At 64.6% G+C, this 13,244-nt stretch carries 17 protein-coding genes; 9 read left to right on the top strand and 8 right to left on the bottom strand.

Features of this window, described 5'->3' with window-relative positions; all coding sequences use genetic code 11:
• Positions 1–213: 213 nt before the first annotated feature.
• The 7 genes from GHT07_RS12330 to GHT07_RS12360 all read left to right on the top strand — a co-directional run bounded on the left by GHT07_RS12330 (position 214) and on the right by GHT07_RS12360 (position 6,495).
• Positions 214–933, top strand: coding sequence for a Crp/Fnr family transcriptional regulator (locus GHT07_RS12330; protein WP_153585402.1), 720 nt, complete (start codon positions 214–216; stop codon positions 931–933).
• 8 nt (positions 934–941) lie between these two features.
• Positions 942–2,045 carry a phosphotransferase gene (locus GHT07_RS12335; protein ID WP_153585403.1) on the top strand — a complete coding sequence of 368 codons (1,104 nt, stop codon included), beginning with the start codon at positions 942–944 and terminating at the stop codon, positions 2,043–2,045.
• A gap of 37 nt (positions 2,046–2,082) precedes the next feature.
• Positions 2,083–3,357 carry an acyl-CoA dehydrogenase family protein gene (locus tag GHT07_RS12340; RefSeq protein WP_153585404.1) on the top strand — a complete coding sequence of 425 codons (1,275 nt, stop codon included), beginning with the start codon at positions 2,083–2,085 and terminating at the stop codon, positions 3,355–3,357.
• A 123-nt stretch (positions 3,358–3,480) separates the two neighbouring features.
• A complete protein-coding gene (locus GHT07_RS12345; RefSeq protein WP_228488327.1) occupies positions 3,481–4,410 on the top strand; it encodes a bifunctional helix-turn-helix transcriptional regulator/GNAT family N-acetyltransferase in 930 nt (309 codons plus the stop codon).
• Between the two features lie 47 nt (positions 4,411–4,457).
• Complete coding sequence (locus tag GHT07_RS12350; protein WP_153585564.1) at positions 4,458–5,336, top strand: DMT family transporter; 879 nt, start codon at positions 4,458–4,460, stop codon at positions 5,334–5,336.
• Positions 5,333–5,926 carry a chromate transporter gene (locus tag GHT07_RS12355; RefSeq protein WP_153585406.1) on the top strand — a complete coding sequence of 198 codons (594 nt, stop codon included), beginning with the start codon at positions 5,333–5,335 and terminating at the stop codon, positions 5,924–5,926. The genes GHT07_RS12350 and GHT07_RS12355 overlap by 4 nt, the downstream gene beginning before the upstream one ends.
• The gene (locus tag GHT07_RS12360) at positions 5,923–6,495 is read left to right on the top strand and encodes a chromate transporter (protein ID WP_153585407.1); all 573 of its coding nucleotides are present in this window, start codon (positions 5,923–5,925) and stop codon (positions 6,493–6,495) included. The genes GHT07_RS12355 and GHT07_RS12360 overlap by 4 nt, the downstream gene beginning before the upstream one ends.
• 22 nt (positions 6,496–6,517) lie before the next feature.
• Here GHT07_RS12360 and GHT07_RS12365 read toward each other — a convergent pair whose 3' ends face one another.
• The 6 genes from GHT07_RS12365 to GHT07_RS12390 all read right to left on the bottom strand — a co-directional run bounded on the left by GHT07_RS12365 (position 6,518) and on the right by GHT07_RS12390 (position 10,059).
• The gene (locus GHT07_RS12365) at positions 6,518–7,054 is read right to left on the bottom strand and encodes a P-loop NTPase family protein (RefSeq protein WP_153585408.1); all 537 of its coding nucleotides are present in this window, start codon (positions 7,052–7,054) and stop codon (positions 6,518–6,520) included.
• A complete protein-coding gene (locus GHT07_RS12370; RefSeq protein ID WP_153585409.1) occupies positions 7,054–7,518 on the bottom strand; it encodes a GNAT family N-acetyltransferase in 465 nt (154 codons plus the stop codon). Before GHT07_RS12370 ends, GHT07_RS12365 begins: the two co-directional genes overlap by 1 nt.
• Positions 7,515–8,051 carry a GNAT family N-acetyltransferase gene (locus tag GHT07_RS12375; RefSeq protein WP_153585410.1) on the bottom strand — a complete coding sequence of 179 codons (537 nt, stop codon included), beginning with the start codon at positions 8,049–8,051 and terminating at the stop codon, positions 7,515–7,517. Before GHT07_RS12375 ends, GHT07_RS12370 begins: the two co-directional genes overlap by 4 nt.
• The gene (locus tag GHT07_RS12380; protein ID WP_228488328.1) at positions 8,048–8,566 is read right to left on the bottom strand and encodes a hypothetical protein; all 519 of its coding nucleotides are present in this window, start codon (positions 8,564–8,566) and stop codon (positions 8,048–8,050) included. Before GHT07_RS12380 ends, GHT07_RS12375 begins: the two co-directional genes overlap by 4 nt.
• Before the next feature lie 70 nt (positions 8,567–8,636).
• On the bottom strand, positions 8,637–9,371 hold the full coding sequence (gene rlmB, locus GHT07_RS12385) for a 23S rRNA (guanosine(2251)-2'-O)-methyltransferase RlmB (protein WP_153585411.1): 735 nt from the start codon (positions 9,369–9,371) through the stop codon (positions 8,637–8,639).
• A gap of 19 nt (positions 9,372–9,390) precedes the next feature.
• Positions 9,391–10,059 carry an ABC transporter ATP-binding protein gene (locus tag GHT07_RS12390; protein WP_153585412.1) on the bottom strand — a complete coding sequence of 223 codons (669 nt, stop codon included), beginning with the start codon at positions 10,057–10,059 and terminating at the stop codon, positions 9,391–9,393.
• Between GHT07_RS12390 and GHT07_RS12395 the strand changes: the two genes are divergently transcribed.
• Positions 10,046–10,696 (top strand): arylesterase, encoded by a 651-nt coding sequence (locus GHT07_RS12395; RefSeq protein ID WP_395685361.1) that lies wholly within the window; start codon positions 10,046–10,048, stop codon positions 10,694–10,696. The genes GHT07_RS12390 and GHT07_RS12395 overlap by 14 nt on opposite strands.
• Complete coding sequence (gene mnmH / locus GHT07_RS12400; protein WP_323740911.1) at positions 10,693–11,745, top strand: tRNA 2-selenouridine(34) synthase MnmH; 1,053 nt, start codon at positions 10,693–10,695, stop codon at positions 11,743–11,745. Before GHT07_RS12395 ends, mnmH begins: the two co-directional genes overlap by 4 nt.
• Positions 11,746–11,764: 19 nt before the next feature.
• On the opposite strand, the gene GHT07_RS12405 is transcribed toward mnmH, so the two are convergent.
• On the bottom strand, positions 11,765–11,947 hold the full coding sequence (locus tag GHT07_RS12405; RefSeq protein ID WP_323740912.1) for a hypothetical protein: 183 nt from the start codon (positions 11,945–11,947) through the stop codon (positions 11,765–11,767).
• 72 nt (positions 11,948–12,019) lie between these two features.
• Positions 12,020–13,216, bottom strand: a complete 1,197-nt coding sequence (locus GHT07_RS12410) for a PLP-dependent transferase (RefSeq protein WP_153585414.1) — start codon at positions 13,214–13,216, stop codon at positions 12,020–12,022.
• Positions 13,217–13,244: the final 28 nt, after the last annotated feature.

Here is a 13,244-nt window from a genome sequence, read left to right on the forward strand (position 1 = left end):
CAATCTGCCTCAGCGCCTCCAGCTTGAATTCGAGCGTGTACCTCGCCCTCGGCTTCTTACCCATTTGTCGTTTCTCCTTGCCAAATTACACCTCAGCAAGGAATCCGTTTTTCGGGGGCAAGGTCACTCGTCCCCTACGGGACACTCCGGTTGTTTTCACTGCGTCCCTGACGTGACAATGGACCAGCACACCAGTCGCTGACAAGACAGACCATGGACGACCCGATTCTTACCATCGAAGAACGAGAAGCGATCAATACCGGTCGCTGGTTCTCATCCCTTTCTCCGTCCCTTCGCCACGACATCCTTCGATGCGCATCCCCCAAACGCTACAAAGACGGCGAGCTGATCTGCGCGCGCGGCGACGCAGCGGAGTCGTGGAGCGCCGTAGCGCGGGGTGCCGTGCGCGTGAGCTCGACATCGATCACGGGCAAGCAGGTAACGCTGACCTACGTGGAGCCGGGCATCTGGTTTGGCGACGTGGCGATTTTCGACGGCGACAGGCGCACGCACGACGCCTTTGCGCATGGCGACACCACCATGCTCTCGGTCTCGCGTGGCGACCTGCGCAAGATCCTGGCGCAGCACGTCGAGCTGTACGAAGCATTGCTGCGACTGCACGCGCGCCGCATCCGCCAGCTGTTCGGCCTGGTGGAAGACCTCAACACCCTGCCCTTGCGCGCGCGCCTGGCCAAGCAGCTCACGCATCTGGTGCGCAGCTACGGCGTGCCATCGCTGCAAGATGGCGGCGAAGTGCGTATCGGCCTGCAGCTCGCGCAGGAAGAACTCGCGCAGCTGCTGGGCGCATCGCGCCAGCGCGTGAACCAGGAACTCAAGGCCATGGAGCGCGAGGACGTGATTCGCATCGAGCCGGGCGGGCTCGTCGTGCGCAATCGCGATGCACTCATGGCCATCATCGACGCCGAGCTTTAATAGACCCCATGAGCCAATACGACCACTTCATCGGCACCCGCCCCGTTTCGGACAAACACGTCTTCGACATCGACGCGCTCACCGCGTGGCTGGAGAAAAACCTCGACGGTTTTCGCGGCCCCCTCACCGTGGAGATGTTCAAGGGTGGCCAGTCGAACCCCACGTACAAACTGCTCACGCCGACGCGCGACTATGTGATGCGCGCCAAGCCCGGCCCCGTGGCCAAGCTGCTGCCTTCGGCCCACGCCGTCGAGCGCGAATTCGCCGTGATGAAAGGCCTGGGCGGCACCGACGTGCCCGTGCCGCACATGTACTGCCTGTGCGAAGACGAGTCCGTGATTGGCCGCGCGTTCTACATCATGGAGTGCATGCAAGGCCGCGTGCTCTGGGACCAGGCTCTGCCCGACATGACGCCCGCGCAGCGCGGCGACATCTACGACGAGATGAACCGCGTGATGGCCGCGTTGCACACCGTGAAGTTCGCGGACCGCGGCCTGGCGGGCTACGGCAAGCCGGGCAACTACTTCGAGCGGCAGATCGGCCGCTGGAGCAAGCAGTACAAGGCGTCGACCGATGGTGCCGGCCCCATGAGCCAGCCGATCCCGGAAATGGAGCGGCTCGTTGAGTGGCTGCCGGTGAACATCCCTGCAGCGGGCCGCGACGAGTCGAAGGTGTCCATCGTGCACGGCGACTTCCGGCTCGACAACCTGATGTTCCATGCGAGCGAGCCGCGCATCATTGCCGTGCTTGACTGGGAGCTGTCCACGCTCGGCCATCCGCTGGCCGACTTCAGCTACCACTGCATGTCGTATCACATCCCGCACAGCCAGGCGCGTGGCATCGGCGGCCTTGACTTCAAGGCGCTGGGCATTCCGACTGAAGACGAATACATCCGCCGCTACTGCGACCGCACCGGCCTTGCCACACCGCAAGACCTGAAGGCCGACTGGAACTTCTACCTCGCCTACAACCTGTTTCGCATCGCCGCCATCCTGCAAGGCATTGCCAAGCGCGTGGAGACGGGCACCGCATCGAGCGCGCAAGCCGTTGCATCGGCAGCAGGCGCCAAGCCCATGGCGCAACTCGCCTGGCAGTTCGCACAAATGGCCTGACCCGCGCGCCACCACATCACCCCTAGGAAGACAACAAATGGACTTCGACTATTCCCCCAAGACGCGCGAGCTGCAAGCCAAGCTGACGCAGTTCATGGACGACTACATTTACCCTGCCGAGAAAGACTACGAGGCGGAACTCGAAGCCAACACCAAGGCCGGCAAGCGCTGGTCGGCGCTCAAGACGATTGAGAACCTCAAGCCCAAGGCGCGCGCCGCTGGTTTGTGGAACCTGTTCCTGCCCGTGGACAGCGCCTCGGCATCGGGCTACGAAGGCGCCGGCCTCACGAACCAGGAATACGCGCCGCTGGCCGAAATCATGGGTCGCGTGCAGTGGTCAAGCGAGGTGTTCAACTGCTCCGCGCCCGACACGGGCAACATGGAAACGATTGCCCGCTACGGCAGCGAAGCGATCAAGGCGCGCTGGCTCAAGCCCTTGCTCGAAGGCCAGATCCGCTCGGCCTTCGCGATGACAGAGCCTGAAGTTGCATCGTCTGACGCAACGAACATCTGCACGCGCATCGAGCGCGACGGCAACGACTACGTGGTCAACGGCCACAAGTGGTGGATTTCAGGCGCTGCCGACCCGCGCTGCGCTGTTTACATCACGATGGGCAAGACCGACCCCGATGCACCGCGCCATTCGCAGCAGAGCATGATCATCATCCCCGCCGACGCCCCCGGTATCCGCATCGTGCGGCCGCTCACCGTGTTCGGCTACGACGACGCGCCGCACGGCCACGTCGAGATGTACTTCGAAAATGTTCGCGTGCCTGCCGACAACATCCTGCTGGGTGAAGGCCGCGGCTTCGAGATCGCGCAAGGCCGCCTCGGGCCTGGGCGCATTCACCACTGCATGCGCCTGATCGGCCTGGCCGAGCGCGCGCTGGAGCTGATGTGCAAGCGCGCCCTGTCGCGCACCGCGTTCGGCAAGACAGTGGCGCAGCAGACGGTGACGCAAGAGCGCATTGCCGAAGCACGCTGCAAGATCGACATGGCCCGCCTGCTCACATTGCGTGCGGCATGGCTGATGGACACTGTGGGCAACAAGGTTGCGAAGAACGATATTGCGATGATCAAGGTGGTCGCACCGAACATGGCGCTGCAGGTCATCGACTGGGCCATGCAAGTGCACGGCGGCGGCGGTGTGTCGGGTGACTTCCCGCTGGCCTCCGCATGGGCTGGCGCGCGCACGCTGCGCTTTGCCGACGGCCCGGACGAAGTTCACCGCAACGCCATCGCGAAGTGGGAGCTGGGCAAGTACGGCGCGTACGGCAAGGACCACCAGGTTCCGATCACGCGCGGCAGCTGAGTCGTTCTTCACATTTTTTCGGGGCGCCCTGGCTGTTCAGGGCGCCCTTTTTGTTTTCAGCGTCAACGGCGGGCATCGCCTGTTTACTTGACTAAGTCAGGCAATCGCCTGACCATGTCATCCATGCCACCACCCGCCATACCCCCCGAGCAGATCAAGGCCGTCCGCCGCTTCAACCGGTTCTACACACAGAAAATTGGCGTACTCGACCCGTATCTCGGCAGCGAGTTTTCCCTGACAGAAGTGCGTGTGCTGTATGAGCTCGCGCATCGCGACCAGCCCGTCGCCTCGGAGTTGGGCCGCGAACTGGGCCTGGATGCAGGCTACCTCAGCCGTATCCTGCGGCGCTTTGAAACCAAACGCTGGATCGAACGCGCGCCCTCGCCCGCTGATGCGCGCCAAAGCCTGCTGCGGCTGACCGATAGCGGCCACGCTGCCTTTGCACCGTTGCAGCAGAAGTCGCGCGACGAAGCGGCAGCGCTGCTGTCCGGTATACCGGGCCACGACCGCGAACGACTGCTGCGCGCGATGGGCACCATGCAGCAAGTGCTCAATGCAGGGCAGCCGAGCCAGCGAGTGGCCATCCTGCGCGACCCGCAACCCGGCGACATGGGCTGGGTCGTGCAGCAACATGGCGACATCTACTGGCGCGAATACGGCTTCAATCATGAGTTCGAGGCGCTCGTCGCCGAGATCGCCGCGAAATACCTGCGCGACTTCGACCCGAAGTGGGAAAAGGGCTGGATCGCCGAAATCGACGGCGAACGCGTCGGCTCGGTGTTCGTCGTGCGCCAGTCGCCGCGCGTTGCGAAGCTGAGGCTGCTGATTCTCGGGCCTGGCGCACGCGGCCAGGGCCTGGGCGGGCGGCTGACCGACGAGTGCATCCACTTCGCGCGCAGCAAGAGTTACCGCAAGCTCGTGCTGTGGACGCAAAGCCACCTGCTGGCGGCACGCGCGATCTACAAGTCGCGCGGTTTTCGCGTCGTGAAGTCCGAGCCCTACAACGCCTTCGGCCAGCGCATGACCAGCGAAACCTGGGAGCTCACGCTCTGACGCAAGCAGCGCCACGCGCGCCCAACCTCCAACCGAACCTTGCGCTGCTGGCCGCAGCCGGCTCCGGTGTGCTGGTGGGCGCGGCCATCGTTGCCACCCGCTTCGCCGTTGGCGAAGTGCAGCCGCTCACGCTGGCCATGCTGCGCTACTCCATCGGCTTTGCGTGTCTGTTGCCTTTCGCATGGCGCGGCTTTGCAACTGTGTGGAAGGCGGCGCCACGCGACTTCGCGGCGATGGCGGCGTTGGGCATCTTGCAGTTCGGCGTGTTGATCGCGCTCATGAACTACGGCCTGCGCCACATCGGCGCGGCGCAGGCGTCTCTCATCTTCAGCCTCGCTCCGCTCCTGACGTTGCTGCTGTCCGCAGCACTTGGCCGTGAACGCGTGACGTGGCCGCTGCTGCTGGGCGTTGCGATCTCCATCGCAGGTGTCGCACTCGCACTCACGCCCAAACTGCAGGGCACGCACGCGGGCCACTGGTGGGGCGAAGCTGCCGTCGCCGCGTCGGCGCTGGTCGGCGCGGCGTGCAGCGTGCTGTACCGCCCTTATCTCATGCGCTACCCCACGATCCCCGTGTCGGCGTTTGCAATGCTCGCGTCGGTGATCGTTCTCGCGCTATTTGCATTGACCGAGCAGTGGCCAGCGCACATCACAACCTTCAACGCACCAGCATGGGTGGCGATGCTCTTCATCGGCCTCGCCAGCGGCGTCGGGTACTTCTGGTGGCTGTACGCGCTCAAGCACGAGTCGCCGACGCGCGTCACCGTGTTCCTGGCGCTCAACCCGGTCACGGCTGCCCTGCTCGGCTGGCTGGTTCTCGGTGAGCCATTGCATGCGACAGCGTGGGGTGCTTTGGTGCTGATCGCGGTGGGCCTGTGGCTGGCCACAAGGCGCAAGCCGCACGACCCACGCAATAATCGCGCATGACCTCACCGGCCGACACGCCCGAGCCTGCGCGAGCGCAGCCCGAGTCACTCTCCGACCTGTTCTTCTCATTCACCGTGCTGGCCCTGCAGGGCTTCGGCGGCGTGCTGGCTGTGGTGCAGCGCGAGCTGGTCGAGAAGAAAAAGTGGATGACGCAGGAGGAGTTCGTCGAGGAATGGGCCGTGGCGCAGATCATGCCGGGGCCGAACGTCGTCAACCTTGCGCTCATGATCGGCGACCGCTACTTTGGCCTGAAAGGTGCGCTCGTTGCGGTGGCAGGCATGCTGTGCTTTCCCCTGCTGGTCGTGCTGGGGCTGGCGCTTGTTTATGCACAGTACGCGGGCAACCCGCAGGTAGCCGGCGCGCTGCGAGGTATGGGCGCCGTGGCTGCGGGGCTGATCGCCGCAACGGGCATGAAGCTGATGAACGCACTGGGCAAACATCCGCTGGGCCTGGCGCTCTGCGCGTTGTTCGGCATCGCCACGTTCATCGGCATCGCCCTGCTGCGTTGGCCGCTCGCGTATGTGCTGATCGGGCTCGGCGGGCTTTCCTGTATCGCGACGTATGTGCGCCTCGGAAAGACCGCGCCATGACGATCACGATGACGGCCGCCGACTGGCTCGCACTTTTCTCCCACTACCTGGTCATGTCGCTGCTGGCTGTGGGCGGCGCGATCACGACGGCGCCGGAGATGCATCGCTACCTCGTCGACAAGCAGGCGTGGCTGACTGACCCGCAGTTCAGCGCATCCATTGCGATTGCCCAGGCTGCGCCGGGCCCGAACGTGCTGTTCGTGGGCCTGCTCGGATGGAACGTCGGCCTCAATGCAGGCGGGCTGCCCCTGGCGATGTTTGGCTTGATCGTGACGATGGTGGGCGTGATGGTGCCGAGCACCACGCTCACCTACCTGGCCACGCGCTGGGGCCGCGAGAACCGCAACCTGCGCGGCGTGCGCGCCTTCAAACAGGGGCTGGCACCCATCGTGATTGCGCTGCTAATCGCCACGGGCTGGATCCTCGCGACGGGGGTGAGCTACGACGTGCGCAATTGGCCCGTCTGGACGCTTGCCGTGGCGAGCGCCATCATCGTCTGGCGCACAAAAATCCACTTGCTGTGGCTGTTGGGTGCGGGCGCGCTACTGGGCTGGTTCGGCGTCGTTTGAAACGCGGCGCGCCGCGTAGTGACTAACGGCAAATCGCGACGAACTGCTCGACTTCTTCGGGCGTCTTCAGCTCGATCCACGCCAAACCAGCGAACTTGCCGCTCGCGCGCAGCTCACTGAACTGCCGCTGGTAGCGCGCCCTGTGCTTGATCACCCACCACAAGAGCGACTCGCGCGAGAAGAATGCGCGCCGCCACGACTCACGGTTGCCCTGCCACAGCTGAGTACCCTTGAACGAGCGCTGAACGGTGCGCAACAACACCCGGCGAAAGATCGTGGTGAACGGAAGGTTCAGCCAGACGACAAGCTGCGCACGCGGCCAGAGAATGTCGCGCACCGTGGAGTAGTTGCCATCGGTGATCCAGCGCTCACCGGCTGCAACGCGTCGCACGTCGTCGTGAAACGCCGGCAGGCGTGGCTCCCAGTCCGGGCCCCAGAACAGGCCGTCGAGCTCGGTGTGCGGGATTGCGGTCAGCTGCGCAAGACGTTGGCCCAGCGTCGTCTTGCCAGCGCCCGCCATGCCGACGATCACGATGCGCTGCGCATCACCAAGGCCCATCACAACGACTTCCTCATTGGCAGGAATCCGGCAGGCAGCGTCTGCGCCGACTCACGCTCGACAAAGCCGAGGTGCCGGTAAAACGGGATCGCATTCGTGGCGGCGTTCAGGAACAAGGCACTCTCGGGGCTTCGACCCCTGCACGCGTCACACGCGGCTTCGACCAGCGCCCGGCCCACGCCTTGACCCTGCAAGTCTGCTTCGACAAACAGGCTGCACAGGTTCCAGAACTGCTTGACCAGCACGACGCCCACGATTCGCCCGCCCGCTTCGGCCTTGAGGTGAACGCACTCGCCGGGATGCGCCAGCCACCAGCCGAGATTGCGGTTGACGTTGGCGATCGTGCTCTGCAACACCGCTTCATCCTGCGTGACGCTCACCGCTATCACGCGCGCCATCAGCTCGCGCAGTGCCTGCGCGTCCTGCGGTTGTGCATCGGCCAGCGTCACCAGCGAGTGGGTCACTTTGGCACCCGCACCTTCGTGCTTGCCTTCGCATCCGCCAGGATCGCCCACCGCTCATGGTCGCGCCAGCGCCCGCCTATCTTCAGGTAGCGCGGCGAGTAGCCTTCCCTGGCGAAGCCGCATGCCATCACCAGTCGAAGCGACGCCTTGTTGCCCGGCTGGATGTTCGCCTCCAGCCGGTGCAGCTTGAGCGTCTTGAACGCATGGCGCATCACCGCCTGCAGCCCTTCGCGCATCAGCCCCTGCCCTTCGTGGCCGGCGAACACGTAGTAGCCGAGATAGGCGCTGTGAAACAGGCCACGCACGATGTTCGACACATTCACCACGCCCACAATCTCGCCCGTGTCTGCGCGGCAGATCAGGAACGGGTAGTTCGCCGGAGCCACCATGCGGCCGAGCCAGGCGCGAAATTCCGCAGGCGTCTTCACTGTGCTCACCCAGGGTGAATGCAGCTTGCGGCTTCGCTGGCACGCGGCAAGAAACTCGGCCTCGTCGCCTGCGACCGGCGCGCGAATGACGACTCGCCTGCTCATCGTGCTGCCGGTGCGCGCGTGTACTTGCCGTCAAACGCAACCGTCCACTGCCCTTTCGCGTCGGTCGATTCCCAGAGCTGGCGAACGCTGCCATCGGCGTTCGGCGTCCACGTGATGCGATGCCTCGTCGGCGCGCCACCCAGGTTCGACGTCTGGCCTTCCAGCACCATCGCTCCGTTGCGCAGGCCGCCTTCGAGCAGCAGCAAAGTGCCGCCCGTGTCGACCCAGCTCTGGTGCCATATCTTGCGGGCAGCGTCGTAGATGTTCAGGCTCTCGCCGCTGTAGCCCTTGCCGGTGTCGTAGCGCTCATGCAGCACGCAGCCGCCATATTCGCGTTCGATGCGGTTGGTGCCGGCCAGCTTGCCGTCGGGCGTGTGCACCTGCCACTGGCCGAGCCAGAAGTCGAATGCGCGAAAGGCGGAGTCATCGCACGGCCCTGCGACCGCGGCTGCATGGCCCAGCAAGAACGCGGCGAGAACGGCCAGTTGGCGTGTCGGCAATGTGGACATCGGCATGTGTGCTCCATGGATGAATGCGGCGTGCGAGCATTCTGATGCGAATGCGCCCGCTGTCCAACTGCCAGTTTCAGGTGCGCTGGCGCAGTGCCTCGTACAGGCAAACGCCGCTGGCCACCGACACGTTCAGGCTTTCGACCGCGCCACGCATCGGGATGCTCACAAGCTCATCGCACGACTTGCGCGTGAGCTGGCGCATGCCCGGGCCTTCTGCGCCCAGCACCAGCGCCACAGGGCCTTTGAGGTCGACCTGGTAGATGGTCTTGGGCGCATCGTCACTGGTGCCGATGCACCAGATGCTGCGCTCCTTGAGTTCTGCCAGCGTGCGCGCAAGGTTGGTGACCATGAAGTACGGCACGGTCTCGGCGGCGCCGCTCGCGACTTTGGCAACCGTCGCGTTGATGCCGGCGGCGTGGTCCTTCGGCGCGATCACGGCGTGAGCGCCCGCGCCATCGGCGACGCGAAGGCAGGCGCCGAGGTTATGCGGATCGGTGATGCCATCGAGCACGAGCAGCAGCGGCGGGCCTTCGATGCTGTCGAGCAGGTCGTCCAGCGAGTGCGTGGCCTTCAGTTCGGTGACGCGCGCCGCCACGCCTTGATGGCCATGGCTGCCTGCGAGCTTGGCCAGGCGAACGCCATCAGCGTCGATGATGCGGGCGCCTGCTTCATGCGCCCGGTCAAGGAACTGACGCATGCGCGCGTCGCGCCGTGTGGGGTCGGCGTAGATCTCGATGATGGATGCAGGCGCGGTCTTCAGGCGCACGCCAACAGCGTGGAAGCCGAACAGGACTTTGGGGGAGGACATGCGGGGATTATCGCGGTCGCTAGACCACGACGCCCGCCTCGATCGTGATGCGCCGCTCGCACCGTGACGCAATCGACCGGTCATGCGTGACCAGCACCAGCGTCGTGCCCAATTCGCGGTTCAGGTCGAACATCAGTTCCATCACCTTCTCGCCTGTCGCGAAGTCAAGGCTGCCCGTCGGCTCATCAGCAAGCAACACCGCTGGCTGCACGACAAAAGCGCGTGCCAATGCCACACGCTGCTGCTCGCCGCCCGACAACACCTTGGGGTAGTGACCCAGCCGCTGCGACAGGCCGACGCGCGACATCATCTCTGTCGCGGCCTTGCGTGAATCAGCGCGACCCGCCAACTCAAGCGGCAACATCACGTTCTCCAGCGCCGTCAAATTGCCCAGCAGCTGGAAGCTCTGGAACACAAAGCCGACTTGCCGTGCCCGCAGCGCCGCCCGCTCATCCTCGCCGATGGCGAAGATGTCTGCGCCAGCGACGCGAACGGTGCCGCGAGTCGGCGTATCAAGCCCGGCGATGATCGACAGCAGCGTACTCTTGCCCGAACCCGACGCGCCGACGATGGCGGCAGTCTCCTTTTGGGCCAGCGTGAAATCGATATCGCGCAGAATATCGAGCGTGCCTGTGGAGTCCGTGACCGATTTGTAGACGTGCTCGACAGCAATGATGGGATCAGACATGTTGGATCGTTGGAAGCGCCGTGACTTTATCGCGGCCGCGTTAGCTGGGAGTTATCAGGTGGCATTCGCCGCAGGCACACCGCCGGTCATTCTCGTCGTGGGCGATTCGCTCAGCGCGGAGTATGGCTTGAAGCGCGGCGAAGGCTGGGTGGCCCTGCTGGAAAAGCGCCTGGCCGGGCAGAAGATCGCCGCTACCGTTGTCAATGCCAGCATCAGCGGCGACACGACGTCGGGCGGCCGCTCACGCCTGGCTCCACTGCTGGCGCAGCACAAGCCTTCCATCGTCATCATCGAACTCGGCGGCAACGACGCATTGCGCGGCCTGCCGGTGCAGATGACAGAAGACAACCTGACGGCGATGGTCGTTGCATCCCAGCAAGCGCGCGCCAAAGTGCTGCTCGTTGGCATGCAGATGCCGCCCAACTACGGCGCTGACTACACCAGGCGCTTTGCGGCGATGTACGCCAAGGTGGCAGGCACGCACAAGACGGGGCTCGTGCCGTTCCTGCTCAAAGGCGTGGGCGATGTGGCCGACCCGTTGTCGATGTTCCAGGCCGACCGCATCCACCCCAAGGCGCTGGCGCATCCGGTCATGCTCGACAACGTCTGGCCTGAACTCAAGAAGCTGCTCAAGTGAGTCTCAAGACCGTGAGCGCTGCCGACGCGATCTCGCGGCTCGGTGACTTTTCCGCCGTGATCGACGCGCGCACCGAATCCGAATTCGCGCAAGACGCGATTCCCGGCGCGATCAACTGGCCATCGCTCAACGACGAAGAGCGCAAGATCATCGGCACGATCTACAAGCAGGTCAGCCCGTTCGAGGCGCGCAAGCGGGGCGCGATGCTCGTCTCGGCCAACATCGCACGCCACATCGAACGCGAAGTGCTGGACAAAGACCGCAACTGGCAGCCGCTCGTGTACTGCTGGCGCGGCGGGCAACGCAGCGGCGCGCTCGCACTGGTGCTGGCGCAGATCGGCTTCAGGGTGCATGTGGTCGAGGGCGGCTACAAGGCGTTTCGCACTGCCGTGCTGGCCGACCTGCCGGTGCTGGCCAACCGGCTCGACTACCGCGTGATCTGCGGGCCTACCGGTTCCGGCAAGACGCGGCTGCTGCAGGCATTGATCGCAGAAGGCGCGCAGGTGCTCGACCTGGAGGCGCTGGCCAGCCACCGCAGCTCAGTGCTCGGCTCGATCCCCGGCCAGCCGCAACCCACGCAAAAGCGCTTCGACACGCTGGTATGGAATGCGTTGCGGCAGTTCGACCCGGCACGGCCGGTGTTTGTCGAGAGCGAAAGCCGCAAGGTCGGCAATGTCGCCATCGGCGATGCGCTGATCGCCAGAATGCGCGCGAGCCCCTGTCTGGACCTGCAGCTGCCATTCGAGGAACGCGTGGCCCTGCTGCTGGAAGACTACGCCTTCTTCGCGCACGACGACGCGTTGTTTTGCGACCGGCTGGGCGCACTCACCGAACTGCGCGGCAAAGCCACCGTGCAGGGCTGGCAGGAAGATGTGGTGGCGGGGAGAACAGAGAAGGTCGTGCGTGAGCTACTGGAAAAGCACTACGACCCTGGCTATCGCGCATCGATGGTGCGCAACTTCAGCCGCTATGCAGATGCGCAGCCGCTCACGCCTTCAGGGCGGGGTGCGGACGCAATGCGCTCACTGGCGAGGCAGATGCTCAGTTAAGGCCGCGAGCGCCAGGCGTTCAGGGCTGCTGGGGAGGTACGTCGCCGGTCGGTTCCTGGCCGTCTTCGGCAGGCATGTCGCCCGGGTTGCCCGACTCGTCACCGGGCTTGCGCTCGGACTTCGCGCGCAGCTTGTCCTCTTTTTTTCGTTTCTTCGCGAGTTCCTTCTGGCGCTTCTCGTAACCGTAATTGGGTGTAGCCACAGGACTTTCCGTTCAAATTTCTTCCGATTGGTCCAATGTAAGCGATAACGCCTCGCCCTTAGCAACTGACTGTCAATCGAGCGCAGCCATGGCTTGCGCCAGGTCAGCCTGCAGGTCTTCAACGGCTTCGAGGCCAATCGAAAACCGCACCAGCGTCCCTTTGTGCGGCCAGGTTCCGAGTCGCGCGCTGCGCATCGACGCGATGTCGTACGGCACCACCAGACTCATCGGCCCGCCCCACGAATAGCCGAGCTTGAAGAGCCTGAGCGCATCGCAGAAGGCATCGACCTGCGCCGTGGAATAACGTTCATCAAACACAACTGAAAAGAGCCCCGCCGCCGCATCGCGCTCACCGCAGAGTTCGCGCCAATGGCGGTGGCCGGGCGAGCCTTCGACCGCCGGGTGCAGCACCTTCGAGATTTCCGCACGGCCGCCGAGCCACAAAGCGAGCTTGCGCGCCGCCACGTCATGCGCGCGATAGCGCAGCGGCATCGACGGCAGCGAACGCAGGATCGCTTCGGCATCGTTCGCGCCTACACCCTGCCCCGTGCGCATATGCGTGTGCTTCAGCTTCAGGTGCAGGTCATCGCGACTCGTGATCACGGCGCCCATCAATACGTCACCGCCACCGCTGGGGTACTTGGTGAGCGCGTGCACAGAAATATCGACCGACGCGCCGCCGCCCAGATCGAACGGGTTGAAGGCCATGCCTGCGCCCCAAGTGTTGTCGAGCGCGCACGTCACGCCGGCATCGCGGCAGATGCGCGCCAGGGCTGGCAAATCGGGGAATTCCATCGTCACCGAGCCGGGGGCTTCGAGCCAGACGAGTTTCGTTGCCGGCGTGATGCGCGCCTGCAAGTCAGCGGGGTTCATCGCGTCATACAGCTGGCAGGTGATGCCCCAGGCCTTCAGCTCGCCGTCGGCCAGCGCCTTGTTCGGGCCATAGGCGTTATCCGGAATCAGAACCTCGTCGCCGGTCTTGAGCAAAGCCATCGCAACGTTGGCAATGGCGGCCAGGCCGCTGGGCACCAGGATGCAGTACTTGCCGCCTTCGCTGGTCGCCAGCCGCTCTTCGAGCATGAAGGTCGTCGGCGTGCCGTGCAGGCCGTAGGTGTAGCCGGCCTTGGTCTGCCAGTTGCGCGAGCGCATGGCGGCAACGTTGGCAAAGATGATCGTGGACGCCTTGTGCACAGCGGGCTGCGGTGCGGCAAAGCCAGCGGGCGGCGTGTAGGCGTGGTGGATGAGATCGGTGATCGGCTGCTTGCTCATGGGTGGATGGTAGTGCCTCGAGCCTCTC

Source organism: Caenimonas koreensis DSM 17982, assembly GCF_009646335.1.
GTDB lineage: Bacteria > Pseudomonadota > Gammaproteobacteria > Burkholderiales > Burkholderiaceae_C > Ramlibacter > Ramlibacter koreensis.

Coding starts and splice junctions, on each gene's coding strand:
- GHT07_RS12395 (WP_395685361.1), top strand. CDS start 10,046: ATGGGATCAGACATGTTGGATCGTTGGAAGCGCCGTGACTTTATCGCG.
- GHT07_RS12340 (WP_153585404.1), top strand. CDS start 2,083: ATGGACTTCGACTATTCCCCCAAGACGCGCGAGCTGCAAGCCAAGCTG.
- GHT07_RS12330 (WP_153585402.1), top strand. CDS start 214: ATGGACGACCCGATTCTTACCATCGAAGAACGAGAAGCGATCAATACC.
- GHT07_RS12345 (WP_228488327.1), top strand. CDS start 3,481: ATGCCACCACCCGCCATACCCCCCGAGCAGATCAAGGCCGTCCGCCGC.
- GHT07_RS12390 (WP_153585412.1), bottom strand. CDS start 10,059: ATGTCTGATCCCATCATTGCTGTCGAGCACGTCTACAAATCGGTCACG.
- GHT07_RS12380 (WP_228488328.1), bottom strand. CDS start 8,566: ATGCCGATGTCCACATTGCCGACACGCCAACTGGCCGTTCTCGCCGCG.
- GHT07_RS12365 (WP_153585408.1), bottom strand. CDS start 7,054: ATGGGCCTTGGTGATGCGCAGCGCATCGTGATCGTCGGCATGGCGGGC.
- GHT07_RS12355 (WP_153585406.1), top strand. CDS start 5,333: ATGACCTCACCGGCCGACACGCCCGAGCCTGCGCGAGCGCAGCCCGAG.
- GHT07_RS12375 (WP_153585410.1), bottom strand. CDS start 8,051: ATGAGCAGGCGAGTCGTCATTCGCGCGCCGGTCGCAGGCGACGAGGCC.
- GHT07_RS12335 (WP_153585403.1), top strand. CDS start 942: ATGAGCCAATACGACCACTTCATCGGCACCCGCCCCGTTTCGGACAAA.
- rlmB (WP_153585411.1), bottom strand. CDS start 9,371: ATGTCCTCCCCCAAAGTCCTGTTCGGCTTCCACGCTGTTGGCGTGCGC.
- GHT07_RS12360 (WP_153585407.1), top strand. CDS start 5,923: ATGACGATCACGATGACGGCCGCCGACTGGCTCGCACTTTTCTCCCAC.
- GHT07_RS12410 (WP_153585414.1), bottom strand. CDS start 13,216: ATGAGCAAGCAGCCGATCACCGATCTCATCCACCACGCCTACACGCCG.